The following is a 26228-nucleotide window of genomic DNA, read 5'->3' as shown; positions in this document are numbered from 1 at the left end:
ATTATGCAGATTGATTTGCTAAAATAGCTTGCTTCATAAGCTCAACATCAAAATCTTTTGTAATTATGGCTTGCCCTAATTTTTCAAGCAAAACTAAGCGCAGTTGGCCATTTAAGACTTTTTTGTCATGCGACATGTAAGCCAAAAATTCATCCAGTGGAATTTTCGGACATAATATCGGTAAATGAGCACGTTGAATGATTTTTTTTGTACGTTGCAAATCTTCAGCCGAAATCCAACCGAGACGATGAGATAGGTCTGCCGCCATCACCATACCCGTCGCAACCGCCTCTCCATGCAACCACACCCCATAACCCAAATACGATTCAATGGCATGGCCAAAGGTATGGCCTAAATTAAGTAATGCCCGTTCGCCTTGTTCTTTTTCATCATTGGCGACAATTCTGGCTTTATGCGCACATGAGCGATAAACCGCCTCTGCAAGTAAATTTGCATCTCTGGCAACCAAAGCATCCATGTTTTGCTCTAACCACGATAAGAAATCCACATCGCCCAATAAAGCATATTTAATGACTTCAGCAAGGCCTGCTGAAAGTTCTCGATCGGGTAAGCTATCTAGCTGTGCCATATCAGCCAACACCACTTGAGGTTGCTGGAAAGCACCTAACATGTTCTTGCCCAAGGGATGATTGATCCCTGTTTTCCCGCCGACACTTGAATCAACTTGTGACAATAAGGTGGTCGGAACCTGTACAAAATTCACCCCACGCTGAAAACACGCTGAAGCAAAACCTGCCATATCCCCTACGACACCACCACCCAATGCTAAAACCGTACAATCACGGTTAAAACCCGCTTCTAACAAGGCATCAAAAATTAAATTTAAATGTTGAATATCTTTGTATTGCTCACCATCAGGCAAGATGCATTGTGCAACTTGCTTATCGAGTTGGGTTAATGCATCAGCATAATGCTGCAAATAAAGCGGCGCCACCGTGGTATTTGACACCAACATTACTTGCCGCCCATGTAGATAAGGTTCAAGTAATTGTTTAGGGTCCAAATGACTTCCAATAAAAATTGGATAGCGACGATCACCTAACTCAACATATAACGTTTGCATAATTAAAACCAACTCGAGAATTACTTAATTTGTTTAGATAGAATAACCTGTAGAATCCGCTGCGCTAAATCTCTTGCTGCGCCTTGATTTGTCTCAATGATATAGTCTGCAACCTCACGATACAAAGGATCCCGCAAGGTCAATAAATCTCGCAGTTTTTGTTCGGGATTGTCTACTTGTAGTAATGGACGATTTTTATCGCGATAGGTTCGCTGTAGTTGAAGTTCTACAGGCGTATATAGATAAACAACAATGCCGCGTTGTTTTAAAAATTCTCGATTGCTCGGTTGTGTGACCACACCGCCACCTGTCGCTAACACAAGTGCAGAACGGGCAGTGAGATCGTTCAAGACATTGGTTTCACGTAAACGGAATCCCACTTCACCTTCTTTTTCGAATATCCATGGAATAGTAGCTCCTGTCTTACGCTCAATCTCATGATCACTATCAATAAAATCACGCCCTAACAGCTCTGCTAAATGTCGACCAACCGTTGTTTTCCCTGCCCCCATTGGCCCTACCAAATAAATATTTGGTAGGGTTTCAAACGCTTTGCTTGGCAATGCGCCACCTATATTAATTGCAATTATTGAAAATATATTAATGATTTCTCGTCAAAGTGTCATTAACAATTCTCGGCGTCACAAAAATAAGCAGTTCACGTTTATTGTCGGTTTTTAAATCACGACGGAAAAGACGACCGACGTAAGGTAAATCACCCAAGAATGGAACTTTGATTTGTGAACTAATATTTTCTTGTTCAAAAATCCCACCAAGAACAACAGTTTCGCCGTTATCAACCAAGACATTGGTATCAATCGAGTTCTTACTAATCGTCAATTGACCCGTTGGTGTTGGATTACTTGGCGCATCTTTAGTGATGTTGAGCTTCATCATGACTTTACCTTCTGGGGTAATACTCGGCGTCACATCTAAGCTCAATGTCGCATCAATAAATTCTGTTTTAGGCACAGCATTTGCACCAGCACCCGTCGAGGACGAATAAGGGATTTTAGTTCCTGATTCAATTTTCGCAGGTTGTTTATCCGCAGTCATGACTTTTGGTGTTGAAATCACCTCGCCATAACCATCTGCTTGAACGGCTGAAAGTTCGAGATCCAGCATAAAGTCAGATAGGCTAATTAAGCCAAAAGCGATACGACTTGCACCAGCGGTAGTCGCACCCAAATCTACGTTTAAATTGTCTGGACGTTCAATCTCGTATTTCCAACCACCTGTATCACTGTCTTTTTCAGGCTTTCTAAGGTTCCATAGCGTGGTATCACTACCACCCACCAACAAGTCATTATTTCGAGTGACACCTTGTGACAAGATTCCCCACTTCACCCCCATCTCTCGGGTAAAGTCTGTACTCGCTCTGACGATACGTGCTTCGATCATGACTTGTTTGACTGATACATCTAACAAATCCACCATCTTACGAATCTTGTCAATATTGAGTGCAGTATCATTGACGATCAAGGTATTGGTACGCACATCTGCGACTGCACTGCCACGAGAACTGAGCAAACTCTCCAAAGCCAATGAGTCAGAGTTCGCAGTACGGTTTGAGACTCCGCCCTTACCATCACGAGACTCTTCAATTAACTTTAAAATATCTGCAGCTTTGGCATAACTGAGTTTAATATATTCGGATTGAATCGGCGCAAGCTTCACACTTTGTGCAATGGCTTTCGCTTCTTCTTCTTCCGCTTTGATCAGCTCTGAAACAGGCGCAATCCAGATCACATTTCCATTACGGCGTTTATCAAGATTTTTGGTTTTCAACACGATATCGAGCGCTTGATCCCATGGAACATCTTTCAAACGCAGGGTGATATTACCCTGTACCGTATCTGCAGCGACCATATTGATATTGGTAAAATCAGCCAACAACTGTAGTACGCGACGCACTTCGATATCTTGGAAATCCAAAGAAATCTTATTGCCTGTATAAGCTTGTGATTTTGCTCGCAATGGCGATTTATCTTCAGGACGCTTTAGGCTAATCGTGAGTTTATTCTCTGCTTGATAAGCCATGTATTCATAGCTGCCCGCAGACTGAATGGTGATCACGCCATTGCCTTTATCGTTATATGCATCAACTCCAGCGACAGGTGTCGCAAAATCATTGGTGTTTAAGCGACGTGCGAGATGGGTTGGAATCTTATTCCCCATGGTTCGCACTACGATTTTACTGCCCTGTTGTTGTACATCTACTGGGGTATTACTCCCCAATAAATCAATCACAACCAAACCTTCACCTTGTTTTCCACGCTGAAAACCAATATTGGAAACGCCTTGTTGTGCTTGACGAGCCGCAACTGGTGCTGTCGTTGCAGCCGCTGGACGTGCCGAATTAATTTTTAAAACAAAGGTATTGCCTTCAACGCGTGTTGTAAACGCCCCTGCATCTTTCAAATTGACGATCACACGAGAGCGCTGATCATCAGCAGCAACTTCGACGGAACTGGCCTCTTTGGTCGATACAGGAATCGATGTCTGCTTTAAAGACTGTTGTGCTTTATCAAAATCCAAAATCAGACGTGAAGGTTGCTCGAGCTGGTAAGCCTGAGGTTGTGGTGGCAAACCATTAAACATGACACGGATTTCAGTCCCCTGATCAGCTAAGCTCATTGGCACAATATTAGTCATACTGACTTGTGCTGATGCAACCTGCATCACAGCTATAGCGACAGCACCCATAGAAAATTGACGGAATGCATGATTCATGGTCTTCGCTTCCCCAAATAAAGAATCTTTAAACTGTTTTTTCATTGTTATTCCCTTAATCTTACGGCGCTGGTCCAATTAAAACGAGTGTTCTCGGTCTTTCAACATAACCTTCTCGTCCATCAGGTACAATTTCAACCAAGTCGATTTGAGTCGGGCTAATTTTAATAATACGCCCCTGATTCATCCCCAAATAACTGCCCACTTGTACGCGCTCAATCTGCCCATCTGGTGTTTGGATTAATGCAATGGTCTGATTTACTCGACCACGCATGCTTCCTTTCATATTCAGAGATTCCAACGCATAGCTTTCTAAAGGCTGTGGTTGACGATTGAAGTTTGGATAAACACGCTTACCTGCCATAATCTTTAATTCAGCCGCCAAAGAGCTTGGCATAAAAGGACTCTTTAGCTGATGCGCTGAATAATTAAATAAAGGTACTGGGGTAAATATAGGTGCGGGCTCAATAGGTAAAGGTGGTTGATTACGAATTTCCGCCATTTTTTGACTCACCGCATCAATACGAGAATCACAGCCCACCAACCCAAAACCAATAAACAGGCCCAGTATTAACTTATAATGATTCATTAGCGCTGTCCTCCTTGAGCAGATGGAGCTGTCGCACCCGCATCAATAGCGGCCTGATCATCAACACCAACATAACGATAGGTTTTTGCTTTCACAGTGTAGCTAACCACTGGAATATCGGATTTTTTCTGGGTATCTGCTTTTGCTTCCACCGTAAAATCATGCAAAGTCACAATGCGCGGTAACGCTGCAATACCTGTCGCAAAAGCGCCGAAAGCATGGTAATCACCCGTCGCTTCCATACTGATAGGTTGCTCAATAAAGAACTCTTGTTTAATTTCTTTTTCTAAACGGATATTTTTAAACTTCAGACCAGAATTTACGCCTGTTAAGTTCATATCCTCGACCAAACTTGGAATTTCTGTTTCTTTCGGCAACTGCTCTAGTTGCTGATTAAAATTGGCTTCCATCTCTTGTAATTGCGTTTGGTATTGCTGCAAATTACGCAACTTAGATTCTTTTTCTTTAAACTCATTCAACAAGCTTTGCTCTCGTGCTTGCGCATTAGCAATGGTTTCCAATTGCTTTTGCACCACCACAAAATAACCCAATGCAGCGACTGCTAAAAGAATAAAAATCCAACAAGTGACTTTGACAGAGAGTGGCCAACTGCCATAGTTATTCATATCCAAGGTATTAAATTGTTGGAAGAATTGCTCTACTGTCATTTTTTTCTTCTTTACAGCAACACTGTCTTGATTAAGATCATTTAATTCATCTTGACTCATTGTGTCACCCCCGCTGTCCCTAATGTTGCTGTCTCTGACGCTGGATCGGCGACAACAGCTGTACCGATTTCACCCAAATCTACAGTGACCACAAAACTTCCATAATTCTCTTCGACACGAGGAACCAAAGAGCTTACTGTTTTATCTTTTTTCTCTTCTGCTGCCAAAAATGAATTCATAAAGGCATTACGATACCAAGGAGATGCCTCTAAATTACGCAGCAACTCAGCAACAGTATTTGGACTTTCCGCCTTGCCCTCGATACTGAATTTATCGCCAGTTCGCGTAAATTTAGTGATGTACATGGTTGGTGGAGTCACACGGACTAACTCATCAACTAACCGCACAATCACTGGGCGTTGTCCTTGTAAACCCTGAATCAACTTCATTCGCTCAATAATGGCATTACGGCGTTCTTGCAAACCCTCTAAAGACTTGAGCTGTACATCCAAACTTTGATTGGTACTGACAATAAACTGATTGGCTTGCTCTTGATCATTCAATTTGTGATCAAAATACATCCACGCTGTAAATACAGATGCAATTCCTAATGCAGCCACCCCAACACAAAATGCGACAAATTGTTTCTTTCTTTGTTCTCTTAGCTCATCGCGCCAAGGGAGTAAGTTAATCTTTGCCATTAATCAAAACTCCTCAATGCCAAACCACATGCAACCATCAATGAGGAAGCATCATTTTCAATTTTTTTAATATCGATTTGTGGAGAAAAACCCATTTGTAAAAATGGATTGGCAATCGTTACTCGGTAACCCAATTTTTGTTGTAATAACTTTGCGAGGCCTGGAATATTGGCATTCCCCCCAGCAAGCAAAATATGGTCGATCTCGTTGAATTGAGAGGATGAAAAAAAGAATTGCAGTGAACGCGCTGCTTGTTGCACCACGGCATCTAAAAATGGCTCGAGCACCTCGATGTCATAATCATCTGGAAGCGTTCTTTCTTTTTTGGCACGTCCTGCTTCTTCAAATGACAAACCATAGCGACTTTGAACATCTTGGGTCAGCTGTCGCCCACCAAAGACTTGTTCACGTGTATAGATGATTTTGCCCTTTTGCATCACAGATAGCGTGGTCATGGTATGCCCGATATCTAAGATGCCAACGGTGTTTGCACCCATCGGCAATGTGTCCGAAAACACACTAAAAGCGCGCTCCATTGCATAACTTTCAACATCAGCTGTTTTTGCAGCTAATCCAGCAAGCTCAAGCACTTCTACACGCGTATCAACATTCTCAGTACGTGTGGCAACGAGAAGGACATTTACCCGATTCTGATTGACCAATCGATCGGGTAAAACCTCAAAATCAAGACTCACTTCATCTAATGGGAACGGAATATATTGCTCAGCATCCATACGAATTTGAACTTCACGCTCTTCATCCGTCATATCAGCGTCCATCTCTATGATTTTATTAATCACCATAGAAGTCGGTACCGCAATTGCGACATTGCTGGTATGTGGATTGGCGAGGTTTACCACTCTCTCAAGTGCATCACCGACCGCCTCTGGGTTCAAAATGCTTTTTTCCACCACGCTATTTTCAGGCAATGGCATCACGGCATAACTTTCAACCCAATATCTACCGTTCTTTACAGAGAGCTCCAATAATTTAACAGTTGTCGAACTAATATCGACACCCACTAACCCCTTATTTGGTTTACGATATAACCTGAGCACAGTATTTTCCTATTTATTTTTTTATCCCCAAAAATACAACACACTAATTTGTTTTGGTCTTTAATTAATACGGATACAATAACCCATCTAACAATCCGTATGTCTAAAGGATATACTGACCACAATTAGTTTGTCATTCGCTCTTATTAAAACTTACTTATTATGAAAAAGCTATCCAGTTCTGGTATTGTTCGCCCATTTTTTTTGATCATTATTATTATCTTAGTCTCACTTCCAATGGGATTTTATGGCATGTATCTCTATCTCGCGCCATCACTGCCAGATATGAGCTCATTAAAAAAGGCGCCACTGTTAAAACCATTGCAGGTCTATACCGCAGATAATAAGCTAATTGCAGAATATGGCGGAAAACTTTCCATTCCAGTTGAATATGAGCAAATTCCACCGACCTTTATTCATGCTTTTTTGGCCGCCGAAGATTCTTCCTTTTTCGAGCATAGTGGGATTAGTTTTAAAGGTTTGGGGCGAGCGATAACCGAATCTGTCACTGGTTCTGATGTCCAAACTGGGGGCTCAACCATTACCATGCAAGTGGCGAAGAATTATTATTTAAGCCCAGAGCGAACCTTAAGACGAAAACTAACTGAAGTCTTTCTTGCGCGAAAAATTGAACAGAGCCTCACCAAACAAGAAATTCTAAGCTCTTATGTCAATAAGATCTTCTTAGGTAAAAATTCCTACGGCATCGCTGCTGCTGCGCGTATCTACTACAACAAAAATATTGATGAACTCAGCATTGCCCAGATGGCAATGATTGCAGGTTTACCCAAAGCACCTTCAAAATATAACCCTGTTGCCAACCTTCAACGTGCACTTGAACGCCGCAATTGGATTTTAGGTCGTATGCTACAGTTGGGGTATATCAACCAAACTCAATATCAAAAAGCAGTTGCAGAACCCATCAATCTAAACATGGTGGACCGCTCTGTGAGCAATGTGTTTCCATACGTAGGCGAAATGGTGCGTTCAGAATTGGTTAAACAATTCGGCGATCAAGCGATTGATTCAGGCTACAAGGTGTACACCACCATTGATAGCAATCGCCAACGCTACGCTGAACAGGCACTTCAAGATGGTTTGGAAGCTTATGATCGTCGTCATGGCTGGCGTGGGCCAGAAGCACATGATCAACCCCTCAATCAATTTATGGCTTATGCCAACACCTATCCTGCCAAAGTCGTAAAAGTAAATAACAATTCCTTTGATGCGCTCATGCAGGATGGCTCGACTGTGACCGTCAATTGGTCGGGTATGTCATGGGTTCGTCCATATCGCAATGCCAATAGTGTCGGCGGTGCACCTTCCAATGCCTCACAAATTGTCAAAGTGAAAGATATTATTCGCTTACGCCCAAATAAAGAAAAAACCGTTTGGTCTTTGGTCCAAGTACCTAGAGTGCAAGGTCAGCTCATTGCCTTAAATCCAAATGATGGTGCGATCGAAGCCGTTGTTGGCGGTTATAATTTCTACCAATCGAAATTTAACCGTGCAACACAAGGGTGGAGACAACCCGGTTCAACCATTAAGCCTTTTGTATATGCATTGGCTTTAGAGCGTGGCATGACACCTTATAGTATGGTCAATGACAACCCGATTACCATTGGGAAATGGTCGCCTAGAAACTCCGATGGCCGTTATCTGGGCATGATCCCTCTACGTCGTGCTTTATATTTATCCAGAAATACCGTATCGGTACGATTGCTACAAAATGTGGGGATCGAGCGGACGCGTCAACTCTTTATGGATTTTGGTTTGCAGGATGATCAAATTCCTCGTAACTATACCATTGCATTAGGAACACCACAGGTCTTGCCTGTACAGATGGCAACGGGCTATGCAACCTTCGCAAATGGTGGCTATCGTATCCAGCCTCATTTTATCAAACGCATTGAAGATGCCTCTGGCAAAGTCATTTATAGTGCCAAGCCAGAATATGCATGTATTCCATGTATTGGCGATGCAAAAGCGCCTGCTCCGCAACAAGAAGCAGATGCTCCTGAAGTAACAGAAATCACCAATCAAAGCTTAGAAAATACCAATGCAGCATCTGAAGCTGAGTTGACAGTCGCTCAAGCTGAACCATCCACCAAGACCAATAGTGATTATCGTCAAGCACAGCGAATTTTAAAATCAAGCTCTGCCTATGACATGGCCAACATTTTGCGTGACGTCATCCAACATGGTACAGGCCGTGCTGCACTTAAAATCGGTCGTGATGATTTAGGCGGGAAAACAGGAACCACCAATGATGCCAAAGATGCTTGGTTCGCGGGCTTTAATGGCAAATTGGTTACGGTAACTTGGGTCGGCTTTGATCAGCCGCGCACTTTAGGTCGCAGAGAATATGGCGGCGTTGCTGCACTACCAATCTGGACCAACTTTATGGCCAATGCTTTAAAAGATACGCCATCTGCATGGGTTCGATTGGATAAAGATGCGAAAGATCCTATTTCTCACGATCAACTCCAAGTCCAGCAAAGCGAGGATCGTAAAGAATATCGTGCTTCTCCACCACTCGCACGCCCACTTTACCGTCCTGCACCTGCCGCACCTACACGCTCAGCGCAAAGTGATTTTTCAGACTTATCGGGTACGACATCAAACGGTGAACACACCATCACACCTGAGAGAAAACAACCACCGACGATGGGTTCAAACCCTCAAAACTCAAACGCCCAAAGAGAACGTGATGGGATTGAAAATTTAATTAATCAAATCCAATAATCCATCATAAAAGCCTAAACAGCCATCAAATTGATGGCTGTTTGTTTTTCTGAAATAGATAAATTTGAAAGGCGGCGCTGACAGTAAACTGCTGTTGCTGCTCAAGTGTTTTACGCCGCTCTGGATTGGCTTTATACGCATAGGGCGTCATCGCAATTAAGTTGCTGAGCGCGAGCTGATCTAACTGCATTGTTGTTTCAATAATTCGTTGCTGTTTCAGCTCAAATTGAGACTCAAGCTGTTCAATAAACTTCTGTGGTTCATGCAAATTGACCTGCTCGAACAACGCTTCACGCAATGCGAATAGATGCTTAGGTGCAGGTGTAACCACAATCAAATAACCTTGATCACTCAGCACCCGTACGATTTCATTTTGCGGAATCGGACTAAATAAACTGCTACAGACATCAATCGAATGATCTCGTACAGGTAAGGTTGCCCCCGTACCCACCACCCAAGTCACATCAGAATTTAATTTTGCCGCACGTTGTACTGCTGTTTTGGCAATATCCACACCGATGCAGTATTCGCTATAACGCTGCATAGCACTGGTATAGTAGCCTTCGCCACAACCAATATCCAAAATCGCTTTTGGTTTTAACTGTTGTAGTAATTCAACCACAGCTTGTTGTAAGGGCTGATAAAAACCTGCTTGCAAGAACGCTCGGCGTGCCAACACCGACTCTGCCGTATCCCCTGGCGTTTTACTATGCTTATGCTGCACCACATGCAGATTTACATAGCCTTGTTTCGCCACATCATAATGATGTCCGTTATCACATCGCCATGCATTTTCAACCAAATTTAATGATTGGCGACAAACGGGACACATCAACAAATTCATCTATTTTTCTCCAAGCATAAAAAAAGCTGGTATTCACCAGCTTTTTTTTGAATCGTGGCTTAACGTAATTTTAACGTCATTAACCCTAAAACCACCAAGAAAATCGTAATAATCCAGAAGCGAATCACCACTTGGGTTTCCTTCCAACCTTGTTTTTCATAATGATGATGTAAAGGCGCCATTAGGAATACTCGTTTATTTCGCATCCGCAATGAGCCAATCTGCAAGAATACCGAGATGGCTTCCATAACAAATACGCCCCCCATAATCGCAAATACAATTTCCTGTCTGACCATGACTGCAATCGTACCGAGCATCGCACCCAATGCCAAAGCACCAACATCACCCATAAATACTTGAGCAGGGTGTGCATTGTACCAAAGGAAAGCCAAACCAGCGCCGATCATTGCAGAACAGATCACCACAAGCTCAGAGGTATATTTCACATAAGGAATATGTAGATAATTGGCAAAACGAATATCCCCAGACAAATAAGCAAATACGCCCAAACCTGCTGCGACCATCACAATCGGCATAATCGCCAAGCCATCCAAACCATCGGTTAGATTGACTGCGTTAGATGCGCCATTGATCACCAAGTAAGTAAAGGCTATGAACGCTAAACCGAGTGGAACTGCTGAAAGTGGAATGGAAAGATTCTTAAAGAATGGAATCAATAAATCCAGCATATTCGCGGTATGCAAAGCACTATCTTGTTGTTTGGCAATCACATATAAAGCAACACCAGCACCTAAGGAAGCAACCGAAGTCCAAAAAAACTTTTTCCGTGCAGGTAAACCCGCATTGTCTTTATAACGGACTTTAATCCAGTCATCGGCCCAACCGACTGCGCCAAACACCACCATAACCCCCAAAACAATCCATACGTAAGGGTTTGATAAGTCTGCCCACAACAGGGTACTAATACCAATAGAGAGCAGAATAAGAATCCCGCCCATGGTCGGCGTTCCCATCTTCTTGGCATGATTTTCAGGTGCAAAAGAACTCACCGCTTGACCATATTTTAATGCTTGTAATTTGCGAATCATGATCGGCCCTAAAACCAATCCAATTGCCAACGCGGTCAGTAGACTCAATAATGAACGCAATGTTAAATAACGAACAACTTGGAACGAGCTGTTATACCCCGCCAATTGTTCAAATAACCATAACAACATTTAAATTTTCTCCATCAAATCAGCCATCAACGTTTCCATGTGGGTGAAACGGGACCCTTTGAAGAGGAAACTCATCGACTGGGGTTGATGTCTTTGCACTAAATTAATTAAAAACGGTAGCGCCTCTGCTTGTGTGGCAAATGCATGTAATGTTTTGGCATGCGCTGAGCCCTGCTGTGCTGCTTCAGCAAACTCTCCGACCACAACCAATGCATCTAAAGGCAAATCCGCTAAATCTCGGCCTAAGTCATGGTGTTCTTGCCAACTTGATTCTCCAAGCTCGCCAATGTCGCCCATGACCATGACTTTCAAACCTTGCTGCTGCAATAGGACATTCGCAGCTGCACGCATTGAGGTTGGATTGGCATTATAAGTATCATCAATAAATAGGTGCTGTTGATGTTGAATAAAGTTCAAACGACCTTTTGCACCTTGTGCCTGTTCTAAGCCATGCACAATATCATCGAGGTCAATCCCAATCGCCAAGGCAAATGCGGTGGCTGCTGCTGCATTTTCCACATTATGCACACCTGCAAAGGGCAGATTCACAGCGCGGACACCTTGCGGTGTATGCAAACGAAACTGTGAAAATTGAGGGTGAAGTTCAACCTCAGTGACAAAGATATCTCCACCTTCACCAAAACTTAAAATTGGATGCTTTTGAGCACACTCACGAATGCTTGCCGCATAATCATCCTTTGCAGGAACGATCGCAGTGCCTTCAGGCAAAATGTGCGCATAAATTTCTGACTTGGCGCGACAAATACCCCCTCGCCCACCAAACTCACCTAAGTGCGCTGTTCCAATATTTAGAATGCCAGCCACATGCGGTTGCACTAGATTTGAGGTGTAATCAATCTCACCTTGATGACTCGCCCCAAGCTCCATCACGGCGTAGCGATGTTCTTGACGTAATTCAAGCAACATCATCGGCACCCCTAAATCGTTATTGAGGTTACCTCGGGTAATCAACGTCGGTGCTAAACGAGACAGAATGCTTCCCAACATTTCCTTAGTTGTGGTTTTACCACTACTGCCCGTCAATGCAATCACTTTAAGTTGTGGATTCTGTTGACGACGATAAGCCCCCAAATGCCCCAAAGCCAAGCGCGTATCTTTGACCACAAGCTGCACAATATCAGCATCAACTGGACGTTCAACAATCGCCATTTGACATCCCTGCGATGCAACTTGCGCGACAAAATCATGTGCATCGAAACGCTCACCTTTCAAGGCAAGAAAAGCATCACCTGCTTCGGCATGACGAGAGTCCGTCAAAATTCGCTTGATTTCTCCTTGTGGAGATTTTGCGTTATACCACTCACCCTGTGTCGCTTGTTGTAATTGTTCTGCTGTCCAAGGTTCTAATGGAACTGTACTGGTGGTTGAGGTGTGCATACTTGTTATTTACCTTTTGACTCTATTGCGCAGGATAAGCTGAGTGTACCGAATGTGGCTGTGCAGTAAGTGCTGATTGCACCTCTACTACATCATCAAACCAATGACGAACGCCATCAACTTCCTGATAGTTTTCATGTCCCTTTCCTGCGATCACCACAATATCTCCTGCTTGTGCATGTTCAACCACAAATCTAATCGCTTCACGGCGATCATGGATTTCATGGATCCTATGCGCAGCAAAATCAATCTCTTGCTTCATATCCGCAAAAATCTGTTCAGGGTTTTCAGTCCGTGGATTATCTGAAGTCAAAACCACTGGATTGGCATGATCAAGTGCCGCTTGTGTCATCAATGGACGTTTACCACGATCACGATCACCGCCACAACCAAATACTGCCCAAAGTTGACCCGTGACATGGCGCTTTAAAGTCGTCAGCACCTGAATCAAAGCATCAGGGGTATGTGCATAATCGACCACAAATAACCGCTCAGCATCCTGAATCACTTGCATACGACCAGGTGCACCTTTGAGTTGTGGTACAAACTGGACTAAATCAGCCAAAGCAAAACCTGCATACTCAGCTGCGATTAAGCTTGCCAATAAATTCTCGACATTAAAATGCCCAAGCAATGGACTTTGAACTGAATACAAACCTGTTGGCGCAATCAGCGTAAAACTCGCTCCACTCAAGCGATAGTGCAAATCAGCAATATGATAATCTGCGACTGCTTGAGTCAGTGAATAAGTTAAGATTTTAGGTTGCGATGGATTGGCCTTGGCCGCATCCAACATGAGCGTGGCATAAGTATCGTCTAAATTAATCACCACGGCTTTTAAGGTGGTAAATTTGAATAGCAAAGCTTTTGCTTCAGCATAAGCCTCTAAAGTACCGTGATAATCCAGATGGTCACGACTTAAATTACTATAGACCGCGATTTCAATCTCACAGCCATTTAAACGACCTTGCTCTAAACCATGAGAGCTGGCTTCTAAGGCAACAAATGCTGCACCCCGCTTGGCATAATCATGCAGTGCATTTTGTAATTGTAATGCATCTAAAGTCGTGTGGCTGGAGGGTGTCAAATTCGGCAAAATACCATTGCCCGTGGTCCCCATCACCGCACAGCCTTTTCCTTGCGAACTCACCAATTCCGCGATTAAACGAGAAATTGTGGTTTTGCCATTGGTGCCTGTGATTGCAATACCGCGCAAAATCGATACTGGATCAACATGCTGCAAATATTGTTTTTGCCATTCACCCAATAACTGACGAACTGTTGGACAGGTCCACTCTTTTTCTAAACCTAGCGCAGTTTCACTAATCACCACCAATGCACCTGCATCCAATGCATTTTGCGCAAATTGGCGGGTTTTCTCAGCTTGACTAAAACTATTCAACGCAATAAAGATTTGCCCTGCTTCAAGCTTACGGCTATCCAAACAAAAACCGTTAAAAGGCTGCGCAGACCAAGCTGCATCGATGTTGATCGGATATATCTGTTGAAAACAAATCGACATTTTTTACCTGCGCACTGGAGTGGGTGAAGTATCTAGTGGTCTATCCAAAGGGACATTGAGTAAGCGTAAGGACTCTTGCATAATTCTGGCAAAAACAGGCGCTGCAACCAAACCACCATAGTAGCGGCCTTGCGGATTTTCTACGACAACGATCATTGCTAAACGAGGGTCACTCACAGGTGCCACACCCGCAAATAAAGCACGATATTCACTATTTGAATAGCCTTTACGGTCAGCGCGAAGTTTATGTGCTGTTCCCGTTTTACCCCCAACACGATAACCAGGAATTACGGCTTGTTTTGCAGTTCCTCCTGGTAAAGTGACTTGTTCTAACATCATTAAAACTTGATCTGCAATTTTAGGGTCAAGCACTTGTTTGCCTTCGGGTGCATGTTCTAGCTTATGCAAACTCAATGGCATTTCCATACCATGATTCGCCAACATCGCATAACCTTGTGCAAGTTGTAAAATCGTGGCATTCAGGCCATAACCGTATGCCATCGTACCCAGTTGTGAGGAGTTAAGCTTATCTCCCGAATAGAGTAAACCTGCACTCTCACCGGGAAATCTTACATCCGAACGCTGACCAAAACCGACACGACGGAAAAAGGACGGCAAAGCATCTTTAGGCAAAGACAAGGCAAGTTTCGCTGAACCCACGTTTGATGATTTAACAATAACGCCTGTCAATGTCAGCGCACCATAGTTATGGGTATCACGAATGGTATGCCAACCCAAACGCATCGATCCTGGTGCGGTATTGATAATTGAATTCGGTGTGTACTGACCACTTTCTAATGCAGCAGCAACAGTAAATGGCTTCATGGTTGAACCTGGTTCAAACATATCAATCGCACCACGGTTACGCATGGCATCTTTATTTGAAAGCCCGCCCTTATCATTTGGGTTATAAGATGGCCAACTGGTCATTGCCAAGATTTCACCCGTTTTGACATCGACAGCAATCGCTGTGGCTGAGCGTGCATTGTTTGCAACACCCGCAGCAGTCAACTCGCGATACATAATGTATTGCAATCGTGAATCAATACTCAGGGTAATGTTTTCGCCTGATTCAACCTCTTTGATCACTTCCGAAACTTTGAGGCGATTACCTTTTTTATCGCGGATAATCTTCTGTTCGCCATCAACCCCTGCCAGTCGTGTATTCAACTGCATTTCTAAGCCTTCGATACCCGTACCTTCACTATTGGTCAAACCAATAATTTGTGCATTTGCTTGAGGCTGAGGGTAATAACGCTTATAACTTTTCTCAGTATAAACACCCTGAAAATTGCGTTTTATAATTAAATCAGCTTGTTGTGGTGGGATTTCTTTTTGCAATACCAAATAACGCGAACGTGCCCGATCATTCATTTGCTGCTTTAAAACTTTACGGTCAATTCCAACAGCATCTGCCAATTCATCTAAGTTTAAGTTTTTATTGGGCAATTGACGTTTTAGGCGGCGATTGGTCGGATCTTTTTTAAGTTCTTCAGTAATTTCATTAAATTGTTTTTTGGCATCCCAATAATCTCTTGGGTCAATCACGATTTTCATAATCGGCGTACTGATTGCCAGCGGCACACCGTGACGATCACTAATCACACCACGCATTGCTTCTAGACGTTCAGTCCGTAAAATATTGGCATTGGCCTTATTTTGCAAAAAGTCTTTATTGACCACTTGCACATAAAATGCACGTGCCACTAAAACCACGAAACAAAGCAGTACCACACCCCAAAGCAAATAAAACCGCCACATATCCAAAGCAAGTGTTGGTTTTGCCGAAATAGACTGCTGTTTTCTTCGTATCGGTTTACTTCGCTTATCTGCCATACAGCATGCCTTATTTATCTTGCTTCGAGGTCGTAGGTAAAGAAATCACAACGGTTTGTGCCGCGGGTGGTGAGAACATGCGGAGTTGCGTAACCGCACGTGAACCAATCTGTGCCGTCGCACCAAAGGTTTGCTGCTCAATAAGCAGACGCCCCCATTCAGCATTTAAATCATCTCTTTCACGCATATATGCACTCAAGTCACGATAGTCATGACGATATTCAAATACTTGAAACACCACCATCATTGCGCTCGTGAACACCAGTGCAACAAGTACAGCATAAACAACGACTTTTTTCAGTCCATTTTTGCTGTTTGGTAGAACCTCGTCATCATTTTTATTGTTCATTATTTGCCTTTCTGCTCTATACGCTCTGCAACTCGCAACCATGCACTACGAGAGCGAGGATTTTCTTTCACTTCAGCTTCACTCGCACGAATACGAGACACTTTCTTTAAACGTCGCGTATCAACACGTTGTTGCGGCATGCCCCAACCATGATCTTCAGCTAGAGTCGATTCTTTTTGAATAAACTGCTTAATTAGACGATCTTCTAAAGAATGGAAACTGATCACGGCTAATTGACCTTCGGCTTTCAACAATTCTACAGCTTGCGGTAAAAATACCTCAATATCATCCAGCTCTTTATTTAAGGCAATGCGAATCGCCTGAAAGGTTCGCGTTGCAGCATGTTTATGCTTTTCCCATTTTGGATGGGCAACTTTAACAATTTCTGCAAGCTGGGCAGTGGTGGTAATTTCACCTGCTGCTTTAATCGCTTTGGCAATACGGCGACTATAACGCTCTTCACCGTATTGATAGATAATATTGGCGAGTTGTTCTTCTTCAATTTTCAACAACCATTCTGCCGCAGTCGGACCTTGCGAATTGTCCATCCGCATGTCCAATGGTCCATCCTTCATAAAACTAAAACCACGCTCTGCTTGATCAAGCTGTGGTGAAGACACGCCTAAATCGGCCATGATGCCATCGACTTCAGTAATACCGATCTTGGCTAGCTCAGATTGTATATCTGCAAAACTGGCATGAATAATTTTAAATCGAGGATCTTCTTGTTCTAATTGTGCTGCGACTTCAAGCGCTTGTGGGTCTTTATCGAATCCGTAAACACGTGCATTTTGATCTAATTTTGAGAGCAATAATTTGGTATGACCGCCGCGCCCAAAGGTGGCATCAACAAAAACACCTGAGTCGCGACCTGCCAAAACGCCATCAATGGTTTCGTGAAGTAAGACAGAAATATGCGACATAGTAGATAAATCAACAGCTAAAAATGTAACTGCACATTATCACCTTGTTTTATGCCAGTACCAAACGACTTTTTGTAGAGAATTCTTAACTTTTCATAGGTAAAACCGTTTTCTTATCATTTTCCATTCAATAAAAAAAGCAAATACCTCGCATATTTGCTTTTTGCACTTAAGTAATCCGAAGCAGCGACACGTCATTCTATCGCTTTTGGGAATATATTTGGTCAAAAACTGCGCCATTCACAAAATGTGTTTTTTGCGCTTTTTCCCATCCACCAAACACCTGATTAATATTGAACAATTGAATCTTCGGAAATTGCGCTGCATATTTTGCTGCGACTTGCGGATGCCGTGGGCGGAAGTAATGTTTCGCCGCAAGCTCTTGTCCCAAAGGGGAATAAAGGAAGTTTAAGTAGCCACGCGCTAAATGACGATTTCCATTTTTATCTACTGTTTTATCGACGACTGCAACCGAAGGCTCTGCCAAAATCGAAATAGAGGGATAAATGATTTCAAATTTATCTTTTCCCAAACCTTGAGTTGCCAATAACGCTTCATTTTCCCAAGATAACAGCACATCACCAATACCACGTTCAGCAAAAGTCGTTAAAGAACCACGTGCACCTGAGTCTAGAACTTTGACGTTATGGTAAAGTTTTTTGACCAACTCACGCGCTTTTGCATCATTTCCAGCGGGTTGTTTTAATGCATAACCCCAAGCGGATAAATAAATCCAACGCGGCGCACCGCCTGTTTTAGGATTTGGGGTAATAATTTCAACGCCATCTTTAGTTAAGTCATTCCAATCACGAATATGCTTTGGATTGCCTTTGCGAACTAAAAAGACAATGGTTGAAGTATAGGGTGCAGAATTATTTTTAAATTGTTTTTGCCAATCTTTTCGGATTAAACCAGCATTCGCTATTTCATCGATATCATTGGCAAGTGCTAAAGTCACTACATCTGCTTGTAGACCATCGATCACGGATCGAGCTTGCTTACCCGACCCACCATGTGACTGTTTAAAATTAACGTCTTGACCTGTTCTTTGCTTCCAGTACTGTCCAAATGCCTGATTATATTCTTGATAAAACTCACGCGTTGGATCATAAGATACATTTAGAAAGGCTGTCGCTGCTTGGGCTACACTGGTTAAACTCAACAGCAAAAATGTTGTTATTACTATTTTCATTTATTTCTTCCTCATCAGACCCCATTCATAAGCACTATATTTAGTATCAAATAGCTTTACAATCATATGGTTATATTAATAAATAGATTATTATTCTGCTTTTCAGATATACCCCATCAATGTATCTATTGCACTATAAGTTTACAGAGAGATTGTGAGCTAACATTTGAAAAGTGAGGGCCTCCACGCTTTCTACACATTTGCTTGCTAAATTTGTATTGTGTACAAAGCAGCAACACTGTTATAAACATATATAACGGCGTGGCTAAATTTTAGATTTTTTGTAAAAAGTGTGACGCAGTTCTACTTTTTTATTATTTTTTATGTTTAAATTGTATCTATAAAGCAAATTATTAGTTGTTTGGTTGGTCTTGATAGACCAGAAATCAAAAAGGGGATGTGAGCAATGCGAGCATTAGAGTTGAAAAAAGCACTATGCCTAAGTTTATTTTTAACTTGTTCTATATCTGTTGGGCATGCAGCTGCGATTAAAGAAAACAACAGTTTAAAAACGCTAGACAAGACGACTTCACCGATCGTTAAAGCGCTCGATCAGCAAAAACGCAATACCTCATTATCTGCAACAGATGATGAATTAAAAATGTTGAATAGTATTCGTACAACACCGACTCAAACTTTTTTTGCTAGTCAACACGAACGTTTTTCCCGTTTCGTTCAAACCATATTCCAACCGCATACATCTTAACGATTAAATATGTAATTCCTCACATGTTTAAATAAGCCTAGTCATACCGTGACTAGGCTTTTTCGTTATAATAGTTCAAATTCTAATTTAAACGCCGATCACTTATGACAGTTCGTACTCGCATTGCGCCCTCTCCTACAGGCTTTCCTCATGTAGGCACTGCCTATATTGCATTATTTAATTTATGTTTTGCTCAACAGCACGGTGGTGAGTTCATTTTACGTATCGAAGATACGGATCAGCTTCGTTCAACACCTGAATCTGAAAAAATGATTTTAGACTCTTTACGCTGGTTAGGCTTAAATTGGTCAGAAGGCCCAGATGTGGGTGGCCCACATGCCCCATATCGCCAATCTGAACGTATGGGCATTTATAAGCAATATGCACTTGAATTAATTGAAAAAGGTCATGCGTTCTACTGTTTCGCAACCGCAGAAGAACTCGATCAAATGCGTGCTGAACAACAAGCCCGTGGTGAAACGCCGAAATATGATGGCCGTGGTTTAAAACTCTCACAAGAAGAAGTACAACAGCGTCTTGCAGCAGGTGAACCACATGTCATCCGCATGAAAGTACCTGAACAAGGTATTTGTAAAATCAATGATATGTTACGTGGCGAAGTCGAAATCCCATGGGCACAAGTCGATATGCAAGTGCTTCTCAAAACGGATGGTTTGCCAACTTATCACCTTGCAAACGTCGTAGATGACCATTTGATGGAAATCACCCACGTATTACGTGGTGAAGAATGGCTCCCTTCTGCACCAAAACACCAGTTATTGTATCAATATTTTGGCTGGGACATGCCTGCGCTGTGCCATATGCCTTTATTGCGCAACCCAGATAAATCAAAACTTTCAAAACGTAAAAATCCGACCTCGATCAACTACTATCGAGATATCGGAGTATTACCTGAAGCTCTATTGAACTATTTAGGTCGTATGGGTTGGTCGATGCCTGACGAGCGTGAAGTATTCACCTTAAAAGACATGGTGGATAACTTTGACGTACAACGTGTTTCACTGGGCGGCCCGATCTTTGATGTTGAAAAACTAAATTGGCTAAATGGTCAATGGATTAAAGCGCTCACACCTGCACAATTGTTAGAACGTTTACTCACATGGAAAAATGATCCAAAGACTTTAGAAGAGATTGCTGCTGCGATTCAACCGCGAATCAACTTGTTGTCAGAAGCTGTGAATTGGGCAGGTTTTTACTTCAATCACATGCCACAAATCAGCAAAGAACAATTTGAAAGCAAAAAGTTGACTGAAGAACAAGTTCGTCAAAGCTTACAGTTCGCGATTTGGCGCTTAGAAAGCCAATTCACATGGAACAATGACACGGTGAGCCAAACACTGATGGACTTGGCAAATCAAATGGAAATTAAATTGCGTGACTTTATGCCTGCCTTTTTTATTGCGATTGCGGGTTCAACCAGCTCAACCCCTGTGATGCAAGCAATGGTGACGATTGGTCCTGATTTAACCTTTGCGCGTTTACGCCATGCTTTGGAAATTGTGGGTTCGCCAAGCAAGAAAGAACTGAAAGTGTGGGAAAAGTTAAATGAATCGCTAAAATTGCCGAAAAATGATGCAAATAGTGAGAGTTAATCCAACATAATCATTGACGTGTGAGTGCAATCCTCCTAATATTGCCTCACACAAACTGGGGCCATAGCTCAGTTGGTAGAGCGCTACAATGGCATTGTAGAGGTCAGCGGTTCGATCCCGCTTGGCTCCACCAAATTTTAAGATTAGAAAAGTAAAACTTTTCCTTAAAATTTAAGCAAACAGCTACGCTGTGCGCAGGCAAGCTCAGTTTAAAAGTTTGCAATATTTTGTTGCACACAAATGCCTCATCTGTCCCTATCGTCTAGAGGCCTAGGACATCGCCCTTTCACGGCGGTAACCGGGGTTCGAATCCCCGTAGGGACGCCATATTCTGTTTATCTAATAATTATATTTTTCTCACAATCTTTCCATTAAATCAGATTGCACATTTTCGATTTTTCCATAAAATAGCCGCTTCTCTATGCTTGGACAAATTGTCGTATGCAATCTTCCAACTCAAATACCCATCAAGACCCAAATGCACCAAAAACATTAAAACGTGCTATGAGTACGCGTCATTTAGTGATGCTCTCTCTCGGTGGTGCAATCGGTACAGGTTTATTTCTAGGTTCTGGCGAAGTTATTGCTCAAACTGGCCCTGTAGGCGCAATTATCGCCTATATCCTCGGTGGTTTGATCGCTTATATGGTGATGCTATGTCTCGGTGAGCTCGCTGTACACATGCCTGTGGCAGGCGCTTTTGGTGCATACGCGCAAAAATACATTGGTCCAGGCACAGGATACATGATCTCTTGGGTCTATTGGCTCACATGGACTGCCACACTGGGAACCGAGTTTACCGCAGCAGCCTTATTGATGCAGGAATGGTTTCCCCATATCTCGATGTGGATTTGGACCATTATTTTTGCTCTCACCATTTTTGCTCTCAATTTAAGCTCCACACGTATTTTTGCTGAGTCTGAATTTTGGCTGGCATTGGTGAAAGTCGTAACCGTTATCGTGTTTATTTTGCTTGGTTTACTGGCGATTTTTGGCCTCATTCCTTTTGAGGGTACTGAATCAGCACCATTGTTCCACAACTTGACCACGCATGGCTGGTTCCCTCAAGGTTTGATTCCAATTTTTACCACCATGCTGATTGTAAACTTTGCCTTCTCTGGAACTGAGTTGATTGGTGTTGCCGCAGGTGAAACCAAAGACCCAGCAGTGAACGTGCCGAAAGCCATTAATGCCGCCATTTGGCGCTTGCTGATTTTCTTTGTTGGAACCATCATTGTCATCAGTGCTTTATTGCCTTTCGAAATCGCAGGTTTAGGCGGTGAAGGTGTCAGTAGCAGTCCTTTTGTCACAGTGTTTAATTACATTGGTATTCCTTATGCAGATGACATCATCCGCTTTGTAATCATTACGGCGTTACTTTCTGCTGCGAACTCAGGCCTATATGCCGCCTCTCGAATGATGTGGTCACTGTCTGATCAACGCCAACTTCCAAGTCTTTTCTCTCGACTTTCAAAGAGTGGCACGCCAATTATTGCGCTTGTAGTGACGATGTTTGGTGCAATTCCTGGACTGTTATCTGAGCATTTTGCCCCAGAAACCATCTTTAAGAATTTGCTAGGTGTGGCTGCGTTCACCATGGTGATCGTGTGGATGAGTATTTGCTTGAGCCAATTCAACTTTAGACGTCAATGGTATAAAGCTGGCTATACTGCAAAGGATTTGAAATTTGCTGCGCCACTGTATCCTATCGTGCCAATCTTAGGATTTGTGTTCTGCTTTATTACAGGCTTAAGTATGGCCGCAGATCCCGAAATGCACGCAGGTCTCATCGTCTGTTTAGTCTTTATCGCGGCATGTTACTTAAGTCACTATGTCTTTTATCGTGACCGCAAATAAATAAATTTCAGAGAAAATGCACTTGCGTTCGCTAAAACTTCAATCGTTTTAGCTTGCCCAAGCTGCATTTTTTTGATTTTGATGTAATTTTATCCACTTGTTCGCTTTTTTTAGCTTTTAGCCTGAAAAGCGTTTGACACATTATCTAATTCAACCTAATATACGCCCACCTCTGAAACGTCCCTATCGTCTAGAGGCCTAGGACATCGCCCTTTCACGGCGGTAACCGGGGTTCGAATCCCCGTAGGGACGCCATTAATGTTTCAGATGTATGCCTCAATATAAGTCCCTATCGTCTAGAGGCCTAGGACATCGCCCTTTCACGGCGGTAACCGGGGTTCGAATCCCCGTAGGGACGCCAAATTCTAAAAAAGCCACTGCATTGACAGTGGCTTTTTTTATGCACGGATATAATTTAAAGGCGAACACAGTTCGCCTCTACATTTCACCCAATACCAACCTGAACCTCTAAACGTCCAGATTGTACACGCAGGCCTCGAATCTCAAATTGATCAACCAACTGTTGAACCAACTCTCGGCTTTCTTGCAAAATATTTAAACCAGGCAGAATACTAAAATCAGTTAAACTTAACAGCTTATCGACCATCCAAGAGCGGTTATTAATAAAATCAATAAAACCTGCTTCCTCAAGGTCAATATACCAAATACGATGCCCTTCTTTTTGAATACCCGGTACATCCCGAATCAAATGATTAATCAAGAAAGGGATAGGCAAAGAATTAATCACGTCAAAACTGACACTGCCCACTCGACGCGCCGCCCAATTGGTCAAAGTTCCGCCATGACGGACCTGAAGGTCTAAATGTTCATCTACCTGACGCAGACGTAAATATTTTTCCTGTCCAATACGACATTCTAAGACATTAAATTCTAATGAAAGACGATAAAGAAAACGGCGATAGTGTCCGTCTAATTCGATATGAAAACGATCATTGCCACATTCAACTTTAATGTCATCAATTTCAGTACGATCTATCCGTTTTCTTATCTGATTATTGAGCAACATTTCCGGCAAATACAAAGTTAAGCTGCTCTTCCCCAAAGAGGCTCTGGCCATACTGAGCGCCACTTGACGTGCAGCTTCACTGGTTTCTGTGACAATATCTCGCACAGAGTTCCGCACCCCCTCGACACCGCGCTTGGTATGATGGGTAACATGATCTAAGGCATCTAATGCCGCATCTGCCACACCCGCAATATTACGAGAAGTATCACTGGCAAACTCAACCGCATCTTGTGCATGTTGCAATGTTTTATTGATGAGCCGACGAGATAATGATGGTTTATTATCAGATGCTGTATCTGCTGGCATGATATCGAACATTGCCTTTTTATCATCTTGTTGATTCAAGATGCTCTCCCTCTTCCCTTTCTTACTTATTGGCTCACTGCTTATGAGCTATAATCCACTTTCCGAACTGGTCGAACGTTTTTTCTAGATTAGCATGCAACGCAGCGCGATTTGCGTATTTTTGTTGCATATCCTCAAATTTTCGATGCGTACATCTGATTAATTTACACTCAAAACCAGTTACTTTTCATCTTGTTTTTGCTTGGGTATATCACTTCGATCTGGACGCAATAAGATTTGATTTAAACGCATCGTTTTGTACTGGTCTAAGCTTTGCTGAATCTGATTTATTTTCTCTTGCCCCTCATCACGATCAAAATGAACCAGCTCGCGTAGCGTGACCCATGCCGCTTGCATCTTGTCAAAATCATTGCCTTTCTCTAATTTCTGTTGCAACCAATCCGATAAATCTTGCGCACGTTTTTGTATTTCAAATTGATAGGCAAATAAACCGCTGGATAGTGCAATCTCATCGAATTGACCGCACGACAGTTTTTTGACTTGCTGTAATTGATGACTTTGTTGCTGCAAATAACTTTTAAGTACGTCTTGCTGGAACCACAGCGCCAATGCCGTCATTTCAGCAAAAACAACATCACGTTGTTGATACAAACTATTTCGCTCAGCATGCTGTTTATCCAGACGAATATCACCTAAGTAATGAAGGAGACCATGCTCCAAAATCGTATGAATTGCCCCTAAATCTAATTTTTTCCTATCTACCAAGATGGGTTGAGTAAGCAGATGTATGAGTTGCCCATGCTGTTCTTGATCTATCAGCAAAGTTAAAAAAGTGTCAGCATCTTTTTGAATAGATCGCCACAAATTCTCCAGTAGCGATTCGGTGCTTTGCTGTTCAACTCGATCTTTAGTCTGCATCAATTTGCGTTGCAAAGCATGTTGCATCGAACTCGACTGCGCGATACTTTCTAGCACACGAGAATCGGTTAATAATTGGGGTGCGCTGGCAATCACCTCTTTGCTATAAGGAATTTGGAACTCACGTCCTCCCAGTATCCCACCTAACGATTTGCCCAGTGAATTTAAACCACGACCAACATCCATCAAAATATTGGTTTCTGATCCTCGTGTTTGCAAAATTGCCGCTGGAAGTAAAGTGCTCACGGCGCGGTACAAGATTTTCAAATAGGCTTTCTGATCAATTGCTTTGCTGTATCGACACAGTAAAGCAATGGCATACTCAACATCACTGACATGCAGCTGATAGTCAGGCTCATCACGATGCAGTAAACAATCAATATAAGCAAAAAAAGCAACTTCATTGCGTTGTGGTGATTGCTGCGCTGCCCATTCATAGTGTGTGATTGCTTGACTGTATTGTGCTGCACCAGCATAGGCTTTTGCCAAAGCAATAGCATGTGCCGCACTCGGATCGTGCTGTTGAATATAACTGAGTAAATCAATTTTAGGCTGTTGATCTAGACATAGTTCGAGCTGACGTACATATACATTGATTTGCTGCGCTGTCGGCTGTTTAACAACATAGTTCAGTTGGTACGCCACACATTGCTCATACCAAGCATATTTCCGTGCATGAAACTCATACGCTAGGATCAATTCATCTTCAATCAGTCGAATCAACTGAGTTGTATAGAGAATATCTTCATCTGTCTCATGCTTGAATTTCCATTGCTTCGGTAAAGAGACTTTAAATAAACGCAAAAAGAAATTGGCGCTAAGGTCTGGACTTTCCATACTGACCAACATCAATTTATCTTGTGTGGACAGATGCCCCTTGGCTTTTGCAATCCGTGCTAAACGCAATTTTAAAATTTTAGTAGGAAGCATGTATTTCCTTGCGTATTATTCGCTCAATTCTTCGTTCAACTTATCATGACT

General features: G+C 42.6%; 21 protein-coding genes and 4 tRNA genes. 8 read left to right on the top strand and 17 right to left on the bottom strand.

Annotated features, from left to right (window positions below):
* Window position 1: 1 nt before the first annotated feature.
* From aroB to MMO38_RS08590, 7 genes are read right to left on the bottom strand one after another with little or no spacing between them, the layout of a single operon-like run.
* The gene (gene aroB, locus MMO38_RS08620) at window positions 2-1084 is read right to left on the bottom strand and encodes a 3-dehydroquinate synthase (protein ID WP_241323251.1); all 1083 of its coding nucleotides are present in this window, start codon (window positions 1082-1084) and stop codon (window positions 2-4) included.
* A 20-nt stretch (window positions 1085-1104) separates the two neighbouring features.
* Window positions 1105-1674: a shikimate kinase AroK gene (gene aroK / locus MMO38_RS08615; protein WP_121928933.1), complete on the bottom strand. Its 570-nt coding sequence runs from the start codon at window positions 1672-1674 to the stop codon at window positions 1105-1107.
* A gap of 10 nt (window positions 1675-1684) precedes the next feature.
* Window positions 1685-3862, bottom strand: coding sequence for a type IV pilus secretin PilQ (gene pilQ, locus MMO38_RS08610; RefSeq protein ID WP_004673210.1), 2178 nt, complete (start codon window positions 3860-3862; stop codon window positions 1685-1687).
* Window positions 3863-3878: 16 nt separating this feature from the next.
* A complete protein-coding gene (locus MMO38_RS08605) occupies window positions 3879-4406 on the bottom strand; it encodes a pilus assembly protein PilP (protein ID WP_004673211.1) in 528 nt (175 codons plus the stop codon).
* Complete coding sequence (locus tag MMO38_RS08600; RefSeq protein WP_004673213.1) at window positions 4406-5134, bottom strand: type 4a pilus biogenesis protein PilO; 729 nt, start codon at window positions 5132-5134, stop codon at window positions 4406-4408. The genes MMO38_RS08605 and MMO38_RS08600 overlap by 1 nt, the downstream gene beginning before the upstream one ends.
* Complete coding sequence (locus tag MMO38_RS08595; protein WP_004673214.1) at window positions 5131-5775, bottom strand: PilN domain-containing protein; 645 nt, start codon at window positions 5773-5775, stop codon at window positions 5131-5133. The genes MMO38_RS08600 and MMO38_RS08595 overlap by 4 nt, the downstream gene beginning before the upstream one ends.
* Complete coding sequence (locus tag MMO38_RS08590; protein ID WP_004673217.1) at window positions 5775-6833, bottom strand: pilus assembly protein PilM; 1059 nt, start codon at window positions 6831-6833, stop codon at window positions 5775-5777. Before MMO38_RS08590 ends, MMO38_RS08595 begins: the two co-directional genes overlap by 1 nt.
* Window positions 6834-6995: 162 nt before the next feature.
* Here MMO38_RS08590 and ponA point away from each other — a divergent pair, with 162 nt between their 5' ends.
* Window positions 6996-9578: a penicillin-binding protein PBP1a gene (gene ponA / locus MMO38_RS08585; RefSeq protein WP_241323250.1), complete on the top strand. Its 2583-nt coding sequence runs from the start codon at window positions 6996-6998 to the stop codon at window positions 9576-9578.
* A 25-nt stretch (window positions 9579-9603) separates the two neighbouring features.
* Here the strand turns inward: ponA and MMO38_RS08580 are convergent, their stop codons facing one another.
* The 8 genes from MMO38_RS08580 to MMO38_RS08545 form a co-directional block, all read right to left on the bottom strand.
* Window positions 9604-10422 carry a putative RNA methyltransferase gene (locus tag MMO38_RS08580; protein WP_004673220.1) on the bottom strand — a complete coding sequence of 273 codons (819 nt, stop codon included), beginning with the start codon at window positions 10420-10422 and terminating at the stop codon, window positions 9604-9606.
* A 59-nt stretch (window positions 10423-10481) separates the two neighbouring features.
* Window positions 10482-11600 (bottom strand): phospho-N-acetylmuramoyl-pentapeptide-transferase, encoded by a 1119-nt coding sequence (mraY, locus tag MMO38_RS08575; RefSeq protein ID WP_004673221.1) that lies wholly within the window; start codon window positions 11598-11600, stop codon window positions 10482-10484.
* Window positions 11601-12998, bottom strand: coding sequence for a UDP-N-acetylmuramoyl-tripeptide--D-alanyl-D-alanine ligase (gene murF / locus MMO38_RS08570; RefSeq protein ID WP_004673223.1), 1398 nt, complete (start codon window positions 12996-12998; stop codon window positions 11601-11603).
* Between the two features lie 22 nt (window positions 12999-13020).
* Window positions 13021-14520, bottom strand: a complete 1500-nt coding sequence (locus MMO38_RS08565; protein WP_004673224.1) for a UDP-N-acetylmuramoyl-L-alanyl-D-glutamate--2,6-diaminopimelate ligase — start codon at window positions 14518-14520, stop codon at window positions 13021-13023.
* 3 nt (window positions 14521-14523) lie between these two features.
* Window positions 14524-16356 carry a penicillin-binding protein PBP3 gene (ftsI, locus tag MMO38_RS08560; RefSeq protein ID WP_004673226.1) on the bottom strand — a complete coding sequence of 611 codons (1833 nt, stop codon included), beginning with the start codon at window positions 16354-16356 and terminating at the stop codon, window positions 14524-14526.
* A 10-nt stretch (window positions 16357-16366) separates the two neighbouring features.
* Window positions 16367-16705, bottom strand: coding sequence for a cell division protein FtsL (locus MMO38_RS08555; RefSeq protein ID WP_004673228.1), 339 nt, complete (start codon window positions 16703-16705; stop codon window positions 16367-16369).
* Entirely contained in the window at window positions 16705-17628 is a 924-nt protein-coding gene (rsmH, locus tag MMO38_RS08550; protein ID WP_004673230.1) for a 16S rRNA (cytosine(1402)-N(4))-methyltransferase RsmH, read from the bottom strand. Before rsmH ends, MMO38_RS08555 begins: the two co-directional genes overlap by 1 nt.
* Before the next feature lie 199 nt (window positions 17629-17827).
* Complete coding sequence (locus MMO38_RS08545; protein ID WP_004673232.1) at window positions 17828-18820, bottom strand: sulfate ABC transporter substrate-binding protein; 993 nt, start codon at window positions 18818-18820, stop codon at window positions 17828-17830.
* A 406-nt stretch (window positions 18821-19226) separates the two neighbouring features.
* Here MMO38_RS08545 and MMO38_RS08540 point away from each other — a divergent pair, with 406 nt between their 5' ends.
* The 7 genes from MMO38_RS08540 (at window position 19227) to MMO38_RS08510 (ending at window position 23357) form a co-directional block, all read left to right on the top strand.
* Window positions 19227-19526, top strand: coding sequence for a hypothetical protein (locus MMO38_RS08540; protein ID WP_004673234.1), 300 nt, complete (start codon window positions 19227-19229; stop codon window positions 19524-19526).
* Between the two features lie 104 nt (window positions 19527-19630).
* Window positions 19631-21139: a glutamate--tRNA ligase gene (gene gltX, locus MMO38_RS08535; protein ID WP_004673237.1), complete on the top strand. Its 1509-nt coding sequence runs from the start codon at window positions 19631-19633 to the stop codon at window positions 21137-21139.
* Window positions 21140-21196: 57 nt separating this feature from the next.
* Window positions 21197-21272 (top strand) — tRNA-Ala (locus MMO38_RS08530).
* A 118-nt stretch (window positions 21273-21390) separates the two neighbouring features.
* Window positions 21391-21466, top strand: a tRNA-Glu gene (locus tag MMO38_RS08525).
* A 114-nt stretch (window positions 21467-21580) separates the two neighbouring features.
* On the top strand, window positions 21581-22996 hold the full coding sequence (locus MMO38_RS08520) for an amino acid permease (RefSeq protein ID WP_004673240.1): 1416 nt from the start codon (window positions 21581-21583) through the stop codon (window positions 22994-22996).
* Between the two features lie 179 nt (window positions 22997-23175).
* Window positions 23176-23251 (top strand) — tRNA-Glu (locus tag MMO38_RS08515).
* Between the two features lie 30 nt (window positions 23252-23281).
* Window positions 23282-23357 (top strand) — tRNA-Glu (locus MMO38_RS08510).
* Between the two features lie 84 nt (window positions 23358-23441).
* On the opposite strand, the gene MMO38_RS08505 is transcribed toward MMO38_RS08510, so the two are convergent.
* Window positions 23442-24341: a hypothetical protein gene (locus tag MMO38_RS08505; RefSeq protein ID WP_228127782.1), complete on the bottom strand. Its 900-nt coding sequence runs from the start codon at window positions 24339-24341 to the stop codon at window positions 23442-23444.
* Window positions 24342-24548: 207 nt separating this feature from the next.
* Window positions 24549-26177 (bottom strand): hypothetical protein, encoded by a 1629-nt coding sequence (locus MMO38_RS08500; RefSeq protein WP_004673244.1) that lies wholly within the window; start codon window positions 26175-26177, stop codon window positions 24549-24551.
* Window positions 26178-26228: the final 51 nt, after the last annotated feature.

Source organism: Acinetobacter sp. NIPH 1852 (assembly GCF_022549455.1).
Classification (GTDB): Bacteria; Pseudomonadota; Gammaproteobacteria; order Pseudomonadales; family Moraxellaceae; genus Acinetobacter.
This window is presented reverse-complemented; position numbering and strand designations above follow the sequence as displayed.

Bases quoted from the DNA above. Each gene is read 5' to 3' on its own strand.
- MMO38_RS08540 (WP_004673234.1), top strand. From the start codon at position 19,227: ATGCGAGCATTAGAGTTGAAAAAAGCACTATGCCTAAGTTTATTTTTA.
- MMO38_RS08545 (WP_004673232.1), bottom strand. From the start codon at position 18,820: ATGAAAATAGTAATAACAACATTTTTGCTGTTGAGTTTAACCAGTGTA.
- MMO38_RS08580 (WP_004673220.1), bottom strand. From the start codon at position 10,422: ATGAATTTGTTGATGTGTCCCGTTTGTCGCCAATCATTAAATTTGGTT.
- ponA (WP_241323250.1), top strand. From the start codon at position 6,996: ATGAAAAAGCTATCCAGTTCTGGTATTGTTCGCCCATTTTTTTTGATC.
- rsmH (WP_004673230.1), bottom strand. From the start codon at position 17,628: ATGTCGCATATTTCTGTCTTACTTCACGAAACCATTGATGGCGTTTTG.
- aroB (WP_241323251.1), bottom strand. From the start codon at position 1,084: ATGCAAACGTTATATGTTGAGTTAGGTGATCGTCGCTATCCAATTTTT.
- MMO38_RS08600 (WP_004673213.1), bottom strand. From the start codon at position 5,134: ATGAGTCAAGATGAATTAAATGATCTTAATCAAGACAGTGTTGCTGTA.
- MMO38_RS08595 (WP_004673214.1), bottom strand. From the start codon at position 5,775: ATGGCAAAGATTAACTTACTCCCTTGGCGCGATGAGCTAAGAGAACAA.
- ftsI (WP_004673226.1), bottom strand. From the start codon at position 16,356: ATGGCAGATAAGCGAAGTAAACCGATACGAAGAAAACAGCAGTCTATT.
- murF (WP_004673223.1), bottom strand. From the start codon at position 12,998: ATGCACACCTCAACCACCAGTACAGTTCCATTAGAACCTTGGACAGCA.
- MMO38_RS08505 (WP_228127782.1), bottom strand. From the start codon at position 24,341: ATGTTCGATATCATGCCAGCAGATACAGCATCTGATAATAAACCATCA.
- MMO38_RS08500 (WP_004673244.1), bottom strand. From the start codon at position 26,177: ATGCTTCCTACTAAAATTTTAAAATTGCGTTTAGCACGGATTGCAAAA.
- MMO38_RS08565 (WP_004673224.1), bottom strand. From the start codon at position 14,520: ATGTCGATTTGTTTTCAACAGATATATCCGATCAACATCGATGCAGCT.
- gltX (WP_004673237.1), top strand. From the start codon at position 19,631: ATGACAGTTCGTACTCGCATTGCGCCCTCTCCTACAGGCTTTCCTCAT.
- MMO38_RS08555 (WP_004673228.1), bottom strand. From the start codon at position 16,705: ATGAACAATAAAAATGATGACGAGGTTCTACCAAACAGCAAAAATGGA.
- MMO38_RS08520 (WP_004673240.1), top strand. From the start codon at position 21,581: ATGCAATCTTCCAACTCAAATACCCATCAAGACCCAAATGCACCAAAA.
- pilQ (WP_004673210.1), bottom strand. From the start codon at position 3,862: ATGAAAAAACAGTTTAAAGATTCTTTATTTGGGGAAGCGAAGACCATG.
- MMO38_RS08605 (WP_004673211.1), bottom strand. From the start codon at position 4,406: ATGAATCATTATAAGTTAATACTGGGCCTGTTTATTGGTTTTGGGTTG.
- mraY (WP_004673221.1), bottom strand. From the start codon at position 11,600: ATGTTGTTATGGTTATTTGAACAATTGGCGGGGTATAACAGCTCGTTC.